Raw genomic sequence first — 18,247 nt, forward strand, 5'->3', positions numbered from 1 at the left:
CCTTCCCAGAGTACAAGAACGCGAAGATCAAGAATTATTGGTTGTGAGTTTGTTGCGTAAAAAAACTTATGAAAGGTGTCAATTCAGCATGTAGAGTTCTACACAAGAATATAGCGCTATCGATGACGCTTAAAGTGCTGAAATTTTACAATTCTGCCGACTCAAACTAAGAGTGAGAAAACAAAAAACTACTTTGACAATAATCCAAAATTGATAAGGCGTTAAAAATTTTGTCGATTATCATGGTTTTCATTAACGCCAAACGCCAAAAACATCATTCTCAACAAAAAATACAGCGTCTAAGGCACATAGCACCTCTATGCTTATATGCCTCTGTTCATAAATTCTTTAAAAAATTTCACTTAATTTACTGATATATCGAAAACTCTTTCTTCTTGAAATTCAAAATCAATAGCACTTAAATGAATTGAGTAAAATTATCAAAAAAACTGTAAATTAATGGACTAAATACAGTGTCCAAAATCTTCAATTAAACACTTTGACATGTCTTGTGACTTTGAGTTTCTGAATGAGTCTGCGTCACTGATATAGGTCGTAAAGTTAAAATCTGTTCGCTACGTGCGTAAGGACCATATATGTCATGTAAAATTGAACTGGTTAATCCGATTCCATCTGTTCCAAATTGTTGTACTGCTTCTATCCCCAACCATTGTCCTTTGGGTAGACGATGCATATGAATCTGTAAATCTAAATTGGGAAAAGCCCAATCTAAAACAGGCTGCTGCCGAGGGACCATCCCATTAGCGGTATCCACCATCCCCATATGTTTTACAAAATCACTGGTTGGCTCACCTTCAACCATGTCACATGAGGTTTTAATCCAAACAATCCCTTTTCCCGCTCTGTGGGCAGTATTCGCTCGTGTTTCTGTGGATTGAATGAAACCACCTGGCCACTTTCGCATACCATCCCAAATTTCAAATGATTCTGGATTATCAATAGGAGTATCTTCTAATCCAGCAATTTCACTGGTGTCTTGCATCAACATCCGCCATGCACGGGCAATAATGCAGGTTTTACCATTGGCTTGCATTTCAGCTTCAAGCAGTTCAATCGTTTTACCCGCTCGAATGATGCGCGTATTAATCGTAAAATCACCAAACGAAATTAACCCAAATATATCAAGGCTAATACGTCCAATTCTCATATCATGACGTGCTTTAAAACGTTCAAGTTCAGTAGAAATAATTCCTGTGGCAGGTGCCATATGTTGTTCGTGTGGATTCCAAGCACCTTGTGCATGTATTTCTGAACGATACGAACTCGTTGTACTACCATCACTGTTATTTTCACGACCTAATAAAACGTAATATGCAGGCATTGGTAATCCTCTATCATCCTAATCATTATATTTTCAATTTTTTCATGATTAAAACCTGAAACAGTCGATGATCATGATTGGACTGTTTCAGGTTGTTTAGTATTTTTGACTCTTCTTTAATTATTGTTGAATTAAAGATGATGCTTTTGTCTTGTCAACCTCATGAATACTCGCATGTATTGCAGCATCAGAACGTTGATGATTGATCAATGATAATGCAATCGCACCTATTAATCCCGCCAAACTAATGACCATGAAGTTTTGAGCAATTGGAAGATTCAGTGCAACAATAAAACCAATTAATAACGGCGCAAGAATAGCCCCTAATCGACCAACACCAGCAGCCATTCCAATACCAGTTGAACGAATAGCACTAGGATAGAATTGTCCACAATATGCGTAAGCAACAATCTGAGCACCTGTCGTACATGCACCAACCACAACAATGGTGAAGTACAGCATTTCAGTAGGCATTGGTAATGTCATCATAAACAAAAACACACTGCCTAAAGCATACATTGAAACCAGTACCCATTTGATATGGAATTTATCCGCTAACCAACCACCGCCCACAGCACCAATGACGGCACCCACGTTTAAAGCAATCACAAAACTGAGCGCAGAACCAAGGGTATAACCTGACATCGCCATCAATTTGGTGAGCCATGTGCTAAGTGCATAAACCATAAACAAACCGGTAAAGTACGCGCCCCAGAACATTAAAGTACTAAATGCTCGTCCTTCTTGGAATAATTGCGCCACAGGTGTACGAGTATTATTTAATGGAGTCGTTTGTGTAAATACAACCTCTGAATCCATTTTCAAACTCGGATCCATTTCACTTACCACACGTTTCAAATCTTGCTGATTTTGTTTCTTTAACAAATAAGCTAATGATTCTGGCATTGATTTTAAGATGAAAGGTAATAAAAGAACGGGCACACCCGCCGCCAAGAATACAACCTCCCAACCAAACTGCACGATAAATTGCTTACCAATCACTGCAGCTAAAATACCGCCAATCGCATAGCCTGAAAACATCATCGTCGTCATTAGGCTACGAATTTTCTTAGGAGAGTATTCTGTCATTTGTGCAACAATATTCGGCATCACGCCACCAATACCCAGTCCAGCAATAAAGCGCATGATACTGAAAGTGATGGGATCATTGGTAAAACCCGCAGCGGCTGTAAAGACACTAAATAAAAATACGCAAATCGCAATTGTCAGTTTACGACCAATCTTGTCTGAAAGTGCACCTAGAAAAATAGCACCAAACATCATCCCGAATAATGCTGAACTTGCCATAAAACCAGCTGTAGATGCATTTACCCCCATGCCTGTCATAATCGACGGTAAAGCTGCACCTGCTACTGCAATATCATAACCGTCAATAATAATAATCAGGAAACACCAAAATAAAACTTTGCGATGAAACTTATTGAATTTGGCTTCGTCTGCAACTTTATGTACATCTATGTACTGCATAATCCGCTCCTTGAAGGATATTTTATTTTTTTAAAACTTGTATCTGATTCAGTTTGAACATCCTGTTCATCACGACTCAAAACTACGCACGGCAATTTATAATTAACGTTCAGTCAAATTAATAACAAAGCCATATTATGTCAATAGCATTACATATATTTTTTATAATTATAATTTTTTTCAATTATTTCATTATCTTATATTTAAGATCACCAAAATATAAATCATCCAATTGATACAATTAAATCTAAAATATTATCCTTTAGTCTAAGAAAAAATCGATATCTATTAAAAATACTCACTAAAATAATTTTAAAAAACTAAAGAAAAATAAGACAGCATTTTAAATCAGCTAATCAAGTGTCCGGATCCAAATTTACCAGCATCATTTCTTCATTTAATTTATTCAATAAGTGTACCAATGTGACCATGTCATCGAAACGAAAACTTTTAAAACACTGCGTATAAAATTCAGCGACTTTAAGCTGTAAATTTGCCCAAACCTCTTCGCCCTGAGCAGTTAATGCAACATTTTTGACACGACGATCCAGCGTATCGGTTACTCGACTTAACTCTCCTTCTTTTTCTAACCTTTTTAAAACTCCATCTAGACTCTGCCTGCTTACGCCCAAATATTGAGTCAAATCTGAAAAGGACATCCCCGATTTTACGGAAGGACGTGAAAGCGCACCCAACACAGCCCAATGAATAGGTGAAATCTTCAACTCATTAATACTTTGACGATCTAAAGTATTACTGGTTTGGAACAACCTAAAAAACAAACGATTATGAAGTGCGAATAGATTTGGATCTGGATTTTGTAGATTTTGTTTATGCATGGTTCAGACCTTAAATAAACAGCGATATGCTGTCTGACAATAAGTTTTAATGTTATTAAAATATTAAATGATGTTATTCACTGATTCATCACAACATTTCAATATCAAAGGGTCAATATCAAATGATCAATCTATAAATCATAAATTAAGTGAAAATTACACAAATATATCCATTCATGATCATCCTGAAGACTGTTTTTTTCAATACAAAAATTTTAGACATTATCCTTAAAAATATTTGTAACATACCCTTGGGATCTATATTTATTCTTTTAAAATATAGAATCATCTATAGATAATTCTATCTATCTACAAGTTCCTGATAAAGACTGTAAATCAGGAATTCAATGTTTTAATTTTGAATCGCTTAGTTTTGAATTGATTAATTGGGAGTTGGTTAATTTCGAGTTGCTTAATTCGCTTTACAACAAAATCACTTATATAAAATAGACATCCCCCTACAATGGATATCTTGCTTTCCCATTTTGAAAGAACAACAGGATCGCTGATGAAATATTTCGCTTGTGCAAATTGTCAAAGTCAGATTTTCTTTGCCAATTCTCAATGTACGAATTGTCACAAGGCACTCGGCTATGTTGCCTCAGAAAAAGATATGGGAAGTTTTGAAAAATATAATCAAACACGCTGGAGAGCATTCAATTCCAACTTTAAAACGAAGTTGTACAAACCTTGCTTTAATTACACACATCATCAAGTTTGTAATTGGATGATTCCCGCAGACTCTCCAGAAATTTACTGCGAGTCTTGCATACTCACCCACATCATACCCAACCTCGATAATCCAGATCACACTCTCTATTGGAGTCGTTTAGAACACGCAAAGCGTCGTTTTTTGTATTTAATGCAAAGACTTAATATTATGCCCAGACCCAAAAAATCAGATCATGATCGTGGTGGTTTAAGATTTAATTTTTTAATGCCTGAACCTGGCAGACTTGTCATCACAGGACACTCCTATGGCTTAATCACTTTAAATGCCACTGAGGCAGATGTCGTCTATAGAGAAACCACACGGGTTAAAATGGGTGAAAACTATCGCACATTATTGGGGCATTTTAGACATGAAAGTGGGCATTATTACTTCGATTTGATGCAACACTTACATCCAGAATTAATTGATGAGTTTAGAGTGTTATTTGGTGATGAACGCCAAGACTATGCAGAAGCGCTCAAAGCACATTATAACTTTGGTGCCCCGTCCAACTGGGAAACACAGTTTATTAGCTCTTATGCCAGCACTCATCCTTGGGAGGACTGGGCTGAAACGTGGGCACACTATCTACACATGATGGATACTTTAGAAACGGCTTATCATGCTGGACTCGTGGTTAAGACCAACAAAAGTGATTTAAATAATTTAGAGTTTTTAGAAGATCCTATAGGCGCTCAAGATTTCGAAGAAGTCCTCAAAAATTGGATGACCGTGACCTTTAATTTAAATGCATTAAATCGAAGCATGGGATTAGATGATGCTTATCCATTTACATTGTCCGATGTTGTGCTTGATAAACTTCGCTTTATTCATCATAAGTTACTTAATATGGCCTTTCAAAATCATAGCGAAACTTAAACTTGATGGTTTTCGATAATGATGTGATTTCAAATTTAATAAGCCGACTTAAGCATTTCATCTGAATTTTACTTGGTCAGCATTAATATTAAATGTTGATATACAATGTTAAGCTTTCATTAAAATCAGGCATCGTTAAACGATATAACGCTTACTGAGTCCCCATTCCGCTAAAATTCGTCGATACATCGTAGATGAACGATCCGCTTCAAAATGAGCTTCCATCGATATATCTAAAGGAAGCTCTTCAGGTTTTTGACTTTCTACCATGTCTTGATCTTCTGCAAAAATTTGTGCATTAAAATCATAAACAGCTTGTAAATCACTCGTCGTATCAAAGTTACGCGTTAAAGGCACAAATAAACGGGTTTTATTATGCGATACAGGACAACATGCATTTAAAATATTTAAAACACCACTGTTAGGAAAGTCTACGCGTAATGTCGCTGTAAAAGGTGGATAAACATCAAACGTTCTTTTCCAGAGAAATCCTTCAGGCGCTAAATCTTGCATACCGTGCGGGTAATTACTCACATCGCTGATATATTCAGTCTGTAAACCATAAGCTGTTTTGATTGTTGAATATTGAGGAACCACTGGATTATCACGCGATGCAAATGACTCTTGATGAACCCAAGCAAAATGAGCAACATCAATAAACCCTTCCAACTGACGTCCGCTTGAACCTGCAATATCGACATAGGGCGGTAAAATTGACTGATAGTCTTCAGAATCCCAAGTGTGCAAGTTTGGAAAATTTGCTGCACGCTCATCTCGTGAAAATATGCTGGTCCAAATCAAACCATATTTTTCAATAACAGGAAATTTGGTTAAAGAAAAACGCGATGAAATTTTCTTTAACTCGGGTTGAGCCGGTATCTTTACGCACTCTCCTTCGGCGTTATAGTGCAAGCCATGGTATGGACAGACAATATTTTCTCCAGAAACCCACCCCTTGGTAAGCGGCACTCCACGATGTGGGCAAATATCTCGTACCAATTGTATCGCCCCACTTTCAGTTTTATACAATGCCATCTTTACATCTAACAACATCACTTGTTGCGGGGTTGTGCTGACATCTTGAATACGCGCGACAGGATACCAGTGCTGTGCCAAAATACCCCAGTCGCGATCTTCAAACTGGCTATAACACGGTTTATTAAACAAATTGATCACTGGAATGGCATTCATGCGTTCACCTTTATGACGTTTCAAAATAGACTTCCATTTAAGTCTTGGTTCGAAAATTAATTCAAACATTATTGATCAAAGAACGAACCAATCACTTCGATGAAACTCAGTATCAAACTGCATGATCTTTCTGTCCATTCGTATGATTTGAATTACCTGTTCTTAAAATTAGAATGCTTATTCAGTACAGCTTGCTCTCATTAAAGATCCATCATCATGCAAATTTCAAAAGAATTGGAACGTAATGTGCATATCAAATAGAGATCAAATTTGATTACCCACTTTATTAACTGATGTAATAAATGATAAATATGCCTTTTTCACGTTTTACTGATTATTTTATCGCTGTTGCCAAGCATGGTAGTTTCCGAAAAGCATCTGAAGAGCTTTATATTTCAGTGTCTGCTGTACATCGGCAAATTTCTCTTGCTGAAGATGACATGGGGATTTTACTGTTTGAACGTTTGAGCACTGGTTTGAAATTAACGTTAGCAGGCGAACTGCTTTACGCAGATTTAATGCGTTGGCAAAAAGACTTCCAACAAACTAAAATCCGCTTTGATGAAATTCAAGGACTGAAACGTGGATCAATTGAATTTGGTTTAATTGGCGCACTGAGCGAGGGTTTTATCATTGATGTTTTAGCCTCTCTCTATCAACAATATCCTTGGATTAACTTCAACATTTGTATGAATGATAGTGAAGTCATTGCTCAAAAAATCATGAACACTGAACTTGATTTTGGCCTCATTCTTAATCCTAAAGCGCATAATCATTTGGAGGTCGTTTCATTTTTAGAAATTCCAATCGGTTTTGTTTTGGCCCATGATCATCCACTTTCAAAGCAAGAAAAAATCTTTTTTTCAGATACGATCGAATATCACCATCTTATTCCTTCCGCTCCCCTTATTATTCATGATTATGCAAATTCTTTATATAAACATCATGCTTTTACACCCCGAGTAAAAACAGAATGTAACGACATTAGAATGATTACTGCAATATTAAAAAAGAGTACGGGCATTGGTATTCTGAGTTATTTAGATGCTTATCCGATGTTGCAGCGTCAAGAATTAGTCTTTGTTCCCATTCAAGAAAAAGGACTTCATTCTCTGACTATTGCGTTGTGTGTTGCCCCCAAACGTCAAATGTCACGCATGTCTCAAATCATGATGAATCAACTGACTCAAAAAATGGAGCAATTAAATACAATGATTCAAACTGCGCTTTAAAATAGGTAGGTTATATCGCTTAGAGATGATGCATTGATTTGCCTGATTTAAAAAATATAGATTATCGCAAAGGCTTTTATTATTTTAAATTTTCAGAATGATGTTTTTAAAATTCAGAGCGTTGGATATAAAACAAACAAACCCGATTAAACCTAGATTATTCATCTTTGCAAAATCTTAACTTTTGCCAATCAATCTCATACAACTCAGTCTATGGTGATGAGCACGATCCCTCTCATCTATGAACTAAAAAGTCAGTCGTACCTTTTATGAGATTGTTTAATATTTAGCCTAAAACTTAACTGCTTTTATATCGTTTAAGATCATATGGCGCAAAATTGATCTTATCAAAAGACAGTACTCTGCCCTTTTAATGATAAATTTCAATTTTCAATTAAATAGTTTCTTAAACATTTATACGCATTTTTTAAACCTATGATAAGAATATGAAACAACCCCTGTATGGTGTATCAAAAACTACTGATGAATTCACAAATTCACTCCTCTATCGAATTACACTAAAAAAAAGCAAACAAATGCATGTTATATATGAATAAAAATATTCTTATTAAAATCTTTAAACGCTTCTTAAATTGATATTCAATCCGTTTTTATATTCATCATATCTAGCAAACTTTAGATAATATGGGTCATCAAATATTTCAAATTTAAGTGATGTTTGAAAAAATAGTTCACTTCAATATTGTATGTCTACTGTATTTTAATCTTCAAATCTATCCTCCAATGCGCAACAATAACCTCTTTGAAGCCATGTCATCATTTAGAAATATTTCGCATGCTTACTGGGTTACATCGACTGCTTAAATATACTTAATGACTAGTTTTGGTCAATTCGAGTTGAATTAAAAAATTAAAAAAAAAATTAAAAAATGTCATCTTTTAACATTGTGAATTCTTTGCAAAGTTTCCAGAATGTAGCCCTATATTGGTGTACATGATTTCACTTGTTTCAAAACATTTTACATTATATAAGTGGCAAAACATGCCATAATACGCAAACTTTGCAGGCATCTTGTAAATATTTTGTGCAACTTAAGTACTGGAGCAATCTTCATGAGTTCGACCGTCTTGGTCATACATGGACCAAATTTAAATTTGCTAGGACAGCGAGAACCAGATGTATACGGTCATCTCACCTTAGAAGACATTAATCAACAACTGAAGACACAAGCCCAAGAAAGTGCCATTCAACTCGAAACCTTCCAAAGTAATTGGGAAGGCGCCATTGTCGACCGCATTCATCAAGCACAAGAAGAAAAAATTCAGTTTATTATTATCAATCCAGCAGCACTAACTCACACTTCTGTTGCTGTACGTGATGCACTTTTAGGCGTTGCCATTCCTTTTATTGAAGTACATTTATCGAATGTTCATGCTCGTGAAGCATTTAGACATCACTCATTTTTATCAGACAAAGCTGTTGGCGTAATTTGTGGTCTTGGCGCACAAGGCTATTCATTTGCCCTAGCGCATGCAACTCAAAAACTTCAACTTTCCACACATCTTTAACCTTAGGAATACGAATTCATGGATATTCGCAAAATTAAAAAGCTCATCGACTTAATGATTGAATCTGATCTTCAATCTATTGAAGTAAAAGAAGGTGACCAATCGATTGCATTAGCCCGTCGTAATCCTGTTGTTGCTGGTGTTGCGCAAGTCGCTACAGCGGCTCCAGCTGCTCCTGTGGTCAAAGCTGCTGCACGTGGTGCAGTAGAAACTTCGCCAATGGTCGGCGTATTCTACTCTGCACCTAGCCCTGGTGAAGGACCGTTTGTAAACGTAGGCCAAACTGTTTCTGCTGGTGAGACGCTAGGCATCATTGAAGCAATGAAAATCATGAACCCAATTGAAGCAACTCAAAGCGGTGTGGTTGAAGAAATTTTAGTGAAAAATGGTGATGTAATCCAGTTCGGTCAACCTCTATTCCGCTACCGCGCGTAATACTTGGGGATCGATATGTTACAAAAAGTCTTAATTGCAAACCGAGGTGAAATTGCACTGCGCATCACTCGGGCTTGTAAAACATTGGGAATTAAAACCGTTGGTATCTATTCTGATGCCGACAAAGACCTTATGCATCTTCGCTTTGTTGATGAAGCGGTCTGTATTGGACCAGGTGCAAGTAGCGAAAGCTATTTGAATATTCCTGCCATCATTACAGCAGCAGAAATTACAGGCGCAGATGCGATTCACCCGGGTTATGGTTTTCTATCTGAAAATGCAGAATTTGCAGAAATTGTAGAAAGCTCAGGTTTTATCTTCATTGGTCCGCGTCCAGAACATATTCGCCTAATGGGCAATAAAGTCTCTGCGATTATGGCGATGCGTAAAGCTGGCGTTCCTACTGTTCCTGGTTCTGCACATGCAGTCACCACCAACAATGCCTTGGCTGAAGCCAAAGAAATTGGCTTCCCACTGATTGTCAAAGCAGCATCAGGCGGTGGCGGTCGTGGTATGCGTATTGTTGAACGTGTAGATACTTTGCTTGAATCTGTTCAAGCTGCGCAACGTGATGCTGAAATGTGGTTTGGTGATGACACCGTGTACATGGAACGCTTCCTCCAAAAGCCACGTCACGTCGAAGTACAAGTGATCGGAGATGGTAATGGACATGCAGTTCATCTGTATGACCGTGACTGTTCGCTTCAACGTCGTCATCAAAAAGTGCTTGAAGAAGCACCTGCGCCAAATTTACCTGAAGATGCACGTGCAGAAATTTTAGAAGCTTGCGTGAAAGCTTGCGAATTGATGCAATATCGTGGTGCAGGTACATTTGAGTTCTTGTTTGAAGAAGGCGAATTCTTCTTTATCGAAATGAATACTCGTGTTCAAGTTGAACATCCTGTAACTGAAATGGTGACAGGTATTGATATTATTGAACAACAATTACGAGTGGCAGCAGGCTTAGGTTTAGACCTTAAACAAGAAGATATTAAAGTTCAAGGTCATGCCATTGAATGTCGTATCAATGCTGAAGATCCAAGCAATTTCATGCCATCCCCAGGTAAAATTGAACAATTTTACACGCCGGGCGGTGCAGGAATTCGTTTAGATTCACATATCTATCCGGGCTATAACATTCCTCCTTACTATGATTCAATGATTGCGAAACTCATTTCACATGGTAAAAATCGTGAAACTGCGATTGCTCGAATGAAACAAGCTTTGGATGAAATTATTCTAACCGGTGTTAAAACCAATATTCCTTTGCACAAAGATTTAATTCTCGAAGATAAAAACTTTTGTGAACGTGCAATGGATATTCATTACCTTGAAAATCACTTGCTCAAGCAATTACAAGGTAACGAAACAAAAGCCTAATTCGCATTAGACATTCCAGACAAAAAAAAGCCTCTTGATCAAAGAGGCTTTTTTTATTATTCCGATACGATTCTAAATACGCTTTAGATTTGAATTAAGGTAGTACTCTTTTGAGAGTCGCAAAACACTGGCCATCTTGCTCAGTAGAACAAAAGTTAATGACGTTCGGTGTATTCCATTTCACAAAGTATTGAGATAACTCTCCTGATTGATCGACCTGATTACCAGAACAGTCTTTCTCATTATTCTCATAATTAACTTGCATCACCAAAGTAGACGGCGCGTTCGTGGCCATATCTTCAGTAGGTTGATATTCAAAAAGTCCTACCGACCATTCTTTGTCACTTTTGACCACAACTTCATTACCGCCTCTAAAGTTATAGTATTCCGTGCAACTTTGATTCGTCGGAATTTCCATTCCCCACAAACCTAATATTTCTGGGCGTACAGAAATTCGAATACTATTCGTATTTTTTTGCACTTCCGTGTTTTCAACAGTAGGTTGTATTGCTTGATCTGCGTTAACCAAAGGTGAAACAAAAAGCAAAAATGGAATGAATAACGCTCTTTTTTTCATACATCATCTGTTCACTAAATCCTTGACTTTAAATTAACATAATTTCATTCATTTACATGGTAAATTAACCAGATAAGAACAATTATATTTATTCTGGAATTTTCAAGATAAAGTTGATAATTCAATTATTTAGTGAATAACTATTAAGTGATTAAGCCACCTTAAGATTCACAGTATAAAGTCTCAAACAGCCTTTTTAAAATAGATATTTTGGGATGCAATTATTGCTTAAATACTGATAAAAATACCCCAACATATTTACGATATTGCAGTATATCTAAACGCTGGAAAATATTTGTTTTCATTCACACCTGTAAAATTGCTTCTCTCTAATCACGACTCTATTATCATTATCTGGAAGATTTATAGTGTTTATCGTCATTTTTGCATCATCATAAACTGAGTATAAGTGTCATAATTGTCGTCATATAAGATCAATTGAATCTACTTATAAGACTCAAAACACTGTTAGAAATGAACTTTTATTCACGCTTAAACACAACTTAGTATTTTATTAAACTTTTAAATCCAAGCTTAATTTGAGCTCTTTTCTGAGTCAAATTGACTCTACACTCGTCGATTTTATTGGATTTTGTTTTGGAATACCTAAAATAAAAAATAATGCAAAGAGTGTGGATATACCCGCAATGATAAAAATATATTCACCTTTTAAAAGATCCCAATAATGACCTGCCAACAAACTTCCAGAAGCCACTCCTAAGCCCCACATTGTGCTATATACTGCCTGTGCACGTCCTTGCTGAGCAGGAAGAAAATTCTCAAAAATAATCCGCATAGCAATCATATGAAATAATCCAAAACTAAATGCATGCAAGGTCTGCGATAAGAATTGCATCAAGAATACTGAAGGATATAAGCCCACAATGATAAACCTTAATGCGGTCGCAATAATGCAAACAATAATTAAATAGCGCCATGAAAATCGTTGTAAAAAGTAATTTGCATATGCAAACATCATGATTTCTGCAATCACTCCTACTGACCATAAAAAGCCAATCGTCGTGGTACTAAAACCAGCGATTTGTAAATAATTACTATAAAAACTGTAAAATGGTGCTTGAGCAAAAAGAATAAAAAATTCAATGATAAATAAGCAAGCCACAATCGGTCGCTTCAAAATCGGCAATAAAGGCTGTAAGGTTTTTTGAGCACTGGGTGCAGATAATGGTTCTGGAATACTAAAAGACCAAATAAATGCCAAGAATGCGATACTCAATAGCAAGAGCGGCAGTTTTGAAATATCAACAACTTCTAAAATCGCTCCAATTGCGAATACACCGACAATAAAACCCACTGACCCCCATTTTCTTACTTTGCCATATAATTCGGCTCTTTTTTCAGCCAGCCAAAATAAGGTCACCCCTTCAAATTGCGCTAAAATGGCATTCTGAAAAAAACTAAAAATAAGCATCAGTAAAGCTATAGACTGAAAATCGTTTGGAATAATAAATATTGAAAACCAAACCACAGCCTCCATCCATGTCGCTATTCGAACCAAGTACATTCGCTTACCGGTTTTATCTGCCACCCACCCCCAAATAAAGGGCGCAAAAAAACGCGTAATAATCGCTATTGCACTGAGTAACCCTATGCTTGAGAAATCAAAACCTTGATCATAAAGATAAAGACTCCAATAAGGCATAAAGGTACCTACAATTGCATAATAGAAAAAGTAAAATCCACCTAATCTATGTTGAATTGCAATCGTTAGCATCAGTGCCCACATCCTTTAAATTTCAACAATTTATCACAGCCAATAGTTGCATTAGTTTATATATTCTTGCTCTCAATTAAACGGAGAGCACCCATCACATTGCTTTAAGATCAATTATAACCCATAGGCTGAGAAGCGTATGCTCGATGTCGAGTCTAATACTCCTGTTACACTATTGAGAATATTCAAAATTCAAAAACTAGAATGATCAGTTGCATAGCGACTTATCGTCTTAAAAATATACTGATGAATAATTCCTTGAAATAAAAGACTATTTTTTAACCTAAAAATTAAACCGTTTATCTGAAAATTAATATCTAAGTTGTTCTAATCTAAAGCTGTATAGATTTTGATTGAAAAATACCATTTGAATTAAAATTAAAGCAACCCTAAAATCCTGATTATGTTACATAATCAAGGTGATTCAAGTGGAGCTCAAAAATACGTATGGCGGAAAACGAGAAGGTGCTGGTCGTAAAGCAAAATACGACGAACCAACTACAGTCATACGTGTCCCTGAATCCAAAATCGTAGAAATTAAAGAGTATCTAAACAAGTCAAAAAATGAAAATGAGATTTTAGATATTCGACAGATTGATCCAACGACATATGTTCAAATTCCCATGGCTGTTGAACGTGTACAAGCGGGCTTTCCTTCTCCAGCCCAAGACTACATAGACAAAAAACTTGATCTAAATGAGCACCTGATTCGCAACATCAATGCCACTTTCATCGTTCGTGTAAATTCACTCTCCATGATTGGCATCGGACTCGATATAAATGATGAGTTAATTGTTGATCGTAGTCTTGAAGCAAAGCATAAAGATATTGTCATTGCGTTTGTTGACAATGAGTTCACGGTAAAACGCTTAATGATTGATCACGATATGCATTGGCTTAAAGCCGAAAATCCTGAATTTGACGACATTCATTTTGAAGATGGCCAAACGCTTGAAATCTGGGGTGTCGTAACGAATGTGATTAAGAAGTTCCGATGAAACACGACCAAGAAATATATGCACTCATTGACGTCAACAATTGTTACGTCTCTTGTGAGCGTTTATTTAACCCTTCCCTCAACGGTAAACCCGTCATTGTGTTATCAAATAATGATGGTTGCGCTGTCGCTTGCTCCCAAGAGGCTAAAGACCTTGGAATAAAGATCGGTGTACCCCTCTTTAAAATTAACGACATTGTTGAAACACATAACGTAAAAGTACTTTCAAGTAACTATGCACTTTATGCAGAAATGTCGAATCGCTTTCATTCTATTCTGGGTGCATATGTCGCACCTAACGAACAAGAAATTTACTCAATCGATGAATGCTTTCTCAACATTACTGCCTATACGGAAAACTACAATCTAGAAGAATATGCACGTGAAATGAAAGCCCGAATTCAAAAATGGATTGGCTTACCTGTTTGTGTCGGCATTGGAAGAAGTAAAACCGAAGCAAAAATTGCAAATCACATGGCGAAGAAAGCGAAACGCTTTACTGGCGTATGTGACTTAGTCTCCATGGACTTAAAACACAAACATTACTTCTGGAGTCTCATTGATGTATCTGAGGTCTGGGGCGTCGGTAGAAAACATAATAAACGCTTACATGAGATGGGTATCCATACCGTTTATGACTTATCCCAGCAAAATCCACACAGAATTGGCAAAAAATTTTCCGTGGTCATGCAACGAACGGTTATGGAATTACAAGGTATATCATGCCTAGAAATAGAACATTCACCTCCACCTAAAAAGCAAATTGTCGCCAGTCGATCTTTTGGTGAACCCATCACTCAACTTGAAGATCTCAATGAAGCGCTGTGTAAATATATACAAGATGCGACTAAGCGATTACGGCAAGAACAATTACTCTGTGGCACCTTGATTGTTTTTATTCAATCAAATCCTTGGAATAAAGATACTCCGTATTACAGTAAATACTTATCTCTAGACTTAACTGACCCTACAGATTGTGTCACGACTTTAGCTCGTTCCGCATTGATCCTCTTAAAAGGTACATTTAAGAATGGGATTAAATATAAAAAATGTGGTGTGATTTTTACAGATCTTATTACTAAAGCCTCTTACATACCTCAACTGTTCGCAGATCATGTTGAGATTCAAAATAACGAAAATTTAATGAATGCTTATGAACAAATCCAGCAAAAATTCGGAAAATCCAAAATATCAGTTGGACCTTGTTATTTCCCCAATCGAATTTGGGCCGGAAAAAAGGCAAGCTCCAGTAGGGACTATTTTAGCTGGGAAGGCATGTTGACGATTAACCGTTAATTTTTCATCTTAATCAGAGATTGGAAATAACTTAAATTCACGGGTTCAAATAGAATCCAATTATATACATGCCTCATATAAAGACCTCTACATAAAACTGATATATCTTGCGCAAAATTTGAATGGTTGAGTGCGATGTGTTACTTATAATCTATAGGTTTGACCATTAACAGGAGGTTTAAATGTCATATAAAAATATTTTAGTCCCAGTAGATGACTCTCCTATCTCATATGCAGCAATTGAACATGCAGAAAAAATTGCTAAAGCATTTGATAGTGATGTTACCGTAATGTGTGTTCTCTCAGTCGATCCTTTGCGAAGTATAGACTTTTATAAAGTCGCTCCTGCGATTACTCAATATGTGCTTGAAGCTGAACAAAATGCTCAAGGTCGTTTAGAAGACATTAAGCAAACTTTTCAAGCTCATGGTATTACCATTAAAACCCTCATCATTCGAAGTGTCCCTCCTGCAACTGGAATTCTAAATGTCGCGGAAGAAATTCATGCAGATTTAATCATCATGGGTTCACATGGTCGCAAAGGTATAAAGAAACTTGTTTTAGGAAGTGTTGCTCAAGAAGTTCTTGGCTCGAGTCATATTCCAGTCATGATTGTGAAATAATATTTTCAAAAATATATCATTAAATCATTACAATAAAGGCTGAATTAAATTCAGCCTTTATTTATCTCACTCTTGAAAAGATTTTTAAATTTTTTACCTTAATTTATTTACTTTAACATCAAGTGTAAGCACGGAAACCTTAAACCACATTTAGTTTGATGAAATGACTTTAACTAGAATATTTTGTGACTCCTCAAAATCATCAAAAATTTGTTTACGAGTTAATTCTTTAGACTTTACCTTGAAATCATGACCTTGAAAATGAATTACAGATGGAATCTCATCAAAATAATCGGCAGTAACATCTAAACTTTCTTCGAATAGAACAGTGCCCAATTGATAGTCTTTGCTTCTTAAGACTACGTATTTTACTGTGGTTTTCATGATTTATGACCTCATTAGCTTTAACCCTTTATTTTTAGTTATATCAGGTTTTCAACGACTATCAAATGAATAGACAACTTATTTGCTTAGTAAAGGTTCAATTAAAAAATTCCCTACTTTTAATCCTTATGATTAAAAAGTATCAGCATATAATTTCAGGATCTTTTCTGCATCTTTTTAACCCTATTTTATTGTATTTATTAAATTTGAAAAGCCGAAATACAAGAATCTAGCGCTTTAAGTTCTTCTATAAAATGAATATTTGAATCAATTTCAGAACATAAATTTAAAATCCAAAAAATAAATAATGATAAATGACTCACATTTTCATAAAAAAATGTGATACATTCCAAAACAACAAGAAAATCAAATAAAATGGTTGATAATAATGAAGTTCGTTCTTATATCTCTAGTTGCGTCTCTTTCACTGTCAGGTTGTTTGGTCATTTCTAAAAAACCAAATCCATCGAACCAGTATAAATCAGCGATTGAATTCAAACCTTCCGATCATGTAAGCCGTATTGCTACTACAGGTCAGGTCATTTGCGAAGCCTTTAAACCATGTCCAGAAATCACATTTGACTGGAAAAATTCAACGCGTAATGTCTATCCAGTTCGTACAGATCTATTTGATCGTGAGAAATTTGATATTCAAAAGGTGACTTTCATTGTAGATGGTCAATCCTATCAATACTCACCTTCTACACAAACAGCGCAACGCTCAGTGTTAAACTCTAACCTGACCAATTCATCGAACGTAATCAATGTGAATACAGGTTTTATCAACCGTTTCAATACTGCTCAGGCAATTGATATTTCAATTTTTACCGATAAAGGTGAAATGACTTATTCGATCCTAAAAAATGGACAAGAATCTTTAGCATATAAAACCTTTAAACGTGGATACAGTCAGAAATCAAATCCATAATCTCTAAATATCTCATCAAAGCTCAGATTTTTTAAAGATCTGAGCTTTTTATATCTAAAACATCATTGTGATACAAATTTGCTACGTGACAAGCCATACTCAGCATTTCAATTTGTGACAAATATAGTTAAATTTAACATATTCGCAACATAGCTATAATAAACATCTAATTAGGTATATATATGAAAACTCAATTGGCATTGATTTCTGCTTTGGTTTTATTAACAGGATGTGCGGGAAGCTATCCAGAACGTGTGGTGACTAAGGGTCCACTGATTTGCGCAGCAGATGAAGTTTGCCCAGAATTGGCGCTTCGTTGGAACGAAGAAAAACGTAATGGCTTTAAAATTACTGCCGAAATCAACAACCCAACGGCGTATAACATCCAACAATTAAATTTTATTGTAGATGGCCAACCCTATGTATATTCTACAATTCAAGCAACTCAAGTTAAAACAATCGCAGGACTTCAAAATTCATCGAATTCGATTAACGTGCCTGTGAGTTTCTTAAATTCGTTTAGAGATGCCAAAGAAATTGACTTAAAACTAGTGACAGACAAAGGTGAAATTACTCGCCCACTTCTTAAAGCCAATGGTGAAAAATCATCTGCGTATTTAACTTTTCTTAAAGGCTATACCGGTGACGTCACTCAATAATCTATCTCATGATTAATGCA

The 18,247-nt window shown here is 36.0% G+C and carries 17 protein-coding genes; 10 read left to right on the forward strand and 7 right to left on the reverse strand.

Annotation, left to right across the window (positions count from 1 at the left end; all coding sequences use genetic code 11):
- Positions 1-490: 490 nt before the first annotated feature.
- The 3 genes from V5M36_RS08600 to V5M36_RS08610 form a co-directional block, all read right to left on the reverse strand.
- Complete coding sequence (locus V5M36_RS08600; RefSeq protein WP_338557961.1) at positions 491-1,342, reverse strand: thioesterase family protein; 852 nt, start codon at positions 1,340-1,342, stop codon at positions 491-493.
- Between the two features lie 120 nt (positions 1,343-1,462).
- Positions 1,463-2,830 carry an MFS transporter gene (locus tag V5M36_RS08605; RefSeq protein WP_338557963.1) on the reverse strand — a complete coding sequence of 456 codons (1,368 nt, stop codon included), beginning with the start codon at positions 2,828-2,830 and terminating at the stop codon, positions 1,463-1,465.
- 356 nt (positions 2,831-3,186) lie between these two features.
- The gene (locus V5M36_RS08610) at positions 3,187-3,669 is read right to left on the reverse strand and encodes a MarR family winged helix-turn-helix transcriptional regulator (protein WP_338557966.1); all 483 of its coding nucleotides are present in this window, start codon (positions 3,667-3,669) and stop codon (positions 3,187-3,189) included.
- A gap of 508 nt (positions 3,670-4,177) precedes the next feature.
- Here V5M36_RS08610 and V5M36_RS08615 point away from each other — a divergent pair.
- Entirely contained in the window at positions 4,178-5,260 is a 1,083-nt protein-coding gene (locus tag V5M36_RS08615) for a zinc-binding metallopeptidase family protein (protein WP_338557968.1), read from the forward strand.
- Between the two features lie 135 nt (positions 5,261-5,395).
- On the opposite strand, the gene V5M36_RS08620 is transcribed toward V5M36_RS08615, so the two are convergent.
- Positions 5,396-6,451: an aromatic ring-hydroxylating dioxygenase subunit alpha gene (locus V5M36_RS08620; protein WP_338564118.1), complete on the reverse strand. Its 1,056-nt coding sequence runs from the start codon at positions 6,449-6,451 to the stop codon at positions 5,396-5,398.
- Between the two features lie 305 nt (positions 6,452-6,756).
- Between V5M36_RS08620 and V5M36_RS08625 the strand changes: the two genes are divergently transcribed.
- The 4 genes from V5M36_RS08625 to accC all read left to right on the forward strand — a co-directional run bounded on the left by V5M36_RS08625 (position 6,757) and on the right by accC (position 11,028).
- Positions 6,757-7,683, forward strand: a complete 927-nt coding sequence (locus V5M36_RS08625) for a LysR family transcriptional regulator (RefSeq protein ID WP_338564121.1) — start codon at positions 6,757-6,759, stop codon at positions 7,681-7,683.
- A gap of 1,074 nt (positions 7,684-8,757) precedes the next feature.
- Positions 8,758-9,213, forward strand: a complete 456-nt coding sequence (aroQ, locus tag V5M36_RS08630) for a type II 3-dehydroquinate dehydratase (RefSeq protein WP_338557971.1) — start codon at positions 8,758-8,760, stop codon at positions 9,211-9,213.
- Between the two features lie 18 nt (positions 9,214-9,231).
- The gene (locus V5M36_RS08635; protein ID WP_338557972.1) at positions 9,232-9,648 is read left to right on the forward strand and encodes an acetyl-CoA carboxylase biotin carboxyl carrier protein; all 417 of its coding nucleotides are present in this window, start codon (positions 9,232-9,234) and stop codon (positions 9,646-9,648) included.
- Between the two features lie 15 nt (positions 9,649-9,663).
- Positions 9,664-11,028: an acetyl-CoA carboxylase biotin carboxylase subunit gene (gene accC, locus V5M36_RS08640; protein WP_338557973.1), complete on the forward strand. Its 1,365-nt coding sequence runs from the start codon at positions 9,664-9,666 to the stop codon at positions 11,026-11,028.
- A gap of 94 nt (positions 11,029-11,122) precedes the next feature.
- On the opposite strand, the gene V5M36_RS08645 is transcribed toward accC, so the two are convergent.
- The gene (locus V5M36_RS08645) at positions 11,123-11,605 is read right to left on the reverse strand and encodes a hypothetical protein (protein ID WP_338557974.1); all 483 of its coding nucleotides are present in this window, start codon (positions 11,603-11,605) and stop codon (positions 11,123-11,125) included.
- A gap of 556 nt (positions 11,606-12,161) precedes the next feature.
- A complete protein-coding gene (locus tag V5M36_RS08650) occupies positions 12,162-13,340 on the reverse strand; it encodes an MFS transporter (protein ID WP_338557976.1) in 1,179 nt (392 codons plus the stop codon).
- Positions 13,341-13,768: 428 nt separating this feature from the next.
- Here V5M36_RS08650 and V5M36_RS08655 point away from each other — a divergent pair, with 428 nt between their 5' ends.
- The 3 genes from V5M36_RS08655 to V5M36_RS08665 all read left to right on the forward strand — a co-directional run bounded on the left by V5M36_RS08655 (position 13,769) and on the right by V5M36_RS08665 (position 16,256).
- The gene (locus tag V5M36_RS08655) at positions 13,769-14,338 is read left to right on the forward strand and encodes a LexA family protein (protein WP_338557978.1); all 570 of its coding nucleotides are present in this window, start codon (positions 13,769-13,771) and stop codon (positions 14,336-14,338) included.
- Positions 14,335-15,633: a Y-family DNA polymerase gene (locus V5M36_RS08660; RefSeq protein WP_338557979.1), complete on the forward strand. Its 1,299-nt coding sequence runs from the start codon at positions 14,335-14,337 to the stop codon at positions 15,631-15,633. The genes V5M36_RS08655 and V5M36_RS08660 overlap by 4 nt, the downstream gene beginning before the upstream one ends.
- A gap of 182 nt (positions 15,634-15,815) precedes the next feature.
- On the forward strand, positions 15,816-16,256 hold the full coding sequence (locus tag V5M36_RS08665) for a universal stress protein (RefSeq protein ID WP_338557981.1): 441 nt from the start codon (positions 15,816-15,818) through the stop codon (positions 16,254-16,256).
- 150 nt (positions 16,257-16,406) lie between these two features.
- Here the strand turns inward: V5M36_RS08665 and V5M36_RS08670 are convergent, their stop codons facing one another.
- The gene (locus tag V5M36_RS08670; protein WP_338557984.1) at positions 16,407-16,640 is read right to left on the reverse strand and encodes a hypothetical protein; all 234 of its coding nucleotides are present in this window, start codon (positions 16,638-16,640) and stop codon (positions 16,407-16,409) included.
- Positions 16,641-17,028: 388 nt separating this feature from the next.
- On the opposite strand from V5M36_RS08670, the gene V5M36_RS08675 reads away from it, so the two are divergent.
- Both V5M36_RS08675 and V5M36_RS08680 read left to right on the forward strand, forming a co-directional pair.
- Positions 17,029-17,568 carry a hypothetical protein gene (locus V5M36_RS08675; RefSeq protein ID WP_338557986.1) on the forward strand — a complete coding sequence of 180 codons (540 nt, stop codon included), beginning with the start codon at positions 17,029-17,031 and terminating at the stop codon, positions 17,566-17,568.
- A 182-nt stretch (positions 17,569-17,750) separates the two neighbouring features.
- Positions 17,751-18,227 carry a hypothetical protein gene (locus V5M36_RS08680; protein ID WP_338557989.1) on the forward strand — a complete coding sequence of 159 codons (477 nt, stop codon included), beginning with the start codon at positions 17,751-17,753 and terminating at the stop codon, positions 18,225-18,227.
- Positions 18,228-18,247 lie beyond the last annotated feature (20 nt).

It is taken from the genome of Acinetobacter sp. KS-LM10 (genome assembly GCF_036896575.1).
In the GTDB taxonomy this organism is placed as follows: Bacteria; Pseudomonadota; Gammaproteobacteria; order Pseudomonadales; family Moraxellaceae; genus Acinetobacter; species Acinetobacter avistercoris.

Excerpts from the sequence above, each read along its gene's own strand:
- V5M36_RS08600 (WP_338557961.1), bottom strand. The coding sequence starts at position 1,342 with ATGCCTGCATATTACGTTTTATTAGGTCGTGAAAATAACAGTGATGGT.
- V5M36_RS08605 (WP_338557963.1), bottom strand. The coding sequence starts at position 2,830 with ATGCAGTACATAGATGTACATAAAGTTGCAGACGAAGCCAAATTCAAT.
- V5M36_RS08610 (WP_338557966.1), bottom strand. The coding sequence starts at position 3,669 with ATGCATAAACAAAATCTACAAAATCCAGATCCAAATCTATTCGCACTT.
- V5M36_RS08615 (WP_338557968.1), top strand. The coding sequence starts at position 4,178 with ATGAAATATTTCGCTTGTGCAAATTGTCAAAGTCAGATTTTCTTTGCC.
- V5M36_RS08620 (WP_338564118.1), bottom strand. The coding sequence starts at position 6,451 with ATGAATGCCATTCCAGTGATCAATTTGTTTAATAAACCGTGTTATAGC.
- aroQ (WP_338557971.1), top strand. The coding sequence starts at position 8,758 with ATGAGTTCGACCGTCTTGGTCATACATGGACCAAATTTAAATTTGCTA.
- V5M36_RS08635 (WP_338557972.1), top strand. The coding sequence starts at position 9,232 with ATGGATATTCGCAAAATTAAAAAGCTCATCGACTTAATGATTGAATCT.
- accC (WP_338557973.1), top strand. The coding sequence starts at position 9,664 with ATGTTACAAAAAGTCTTAATTGCAAACCGAGGTGAAATTGCACTGCGC.
- V5M36_RS08645 (WP_338557974.1), bottom strand. The coding sequence starts at position 11,605 with ATGAAAAAAAGAGCGTTATTCATTCCATTTTTGCTTTTTGTTTCACCT.
- V5M36_RS08650 (WP_338557976.1), bottom strand. The coding sequence starts at position 13,340 with ATGCTAACGATTGCAATTCAACATAGATTAGGTGGATTTTACTTTTTC.
- V5M36_RS08660 (WP_338557979.1), top strand. The coding sequence starts at position 14,335 with ATGAAACACGACCAAGAAATATATGCACTCATTGACGTCAACAATTGT.
- V5M36_RS08665 (WP_338557981.1), top strand. The coding sequence starts at position 15,816 with ATGTCATATAAAAATATTTTAGTCCCAGTAGATGACTCTCCTATCTCA.
- V5M36_RS08670 (WP_338557984.1), bottom strand. The coding sequence starts at position 16,640 with ATGAAAACCACAGTAAAATACGTAGTCTTAAGAAGCAAAGACTATCAA.
- V5M36_RS08675 (WP_338557986.1), top strand. The coding sequence starts at position 17,029 with ATGAAGTTCGTTCTTATATCTCTAGTTGCGTCTCTTTCACTGTCAGGT.
- V5M36_RS08680 (WP_338557989.1), top strand. The coding sequence starts at position 17,751 with ATGAAAACTCAATTGGCATTGATTTCTGCTTTGGTTTTATTAACAGGA.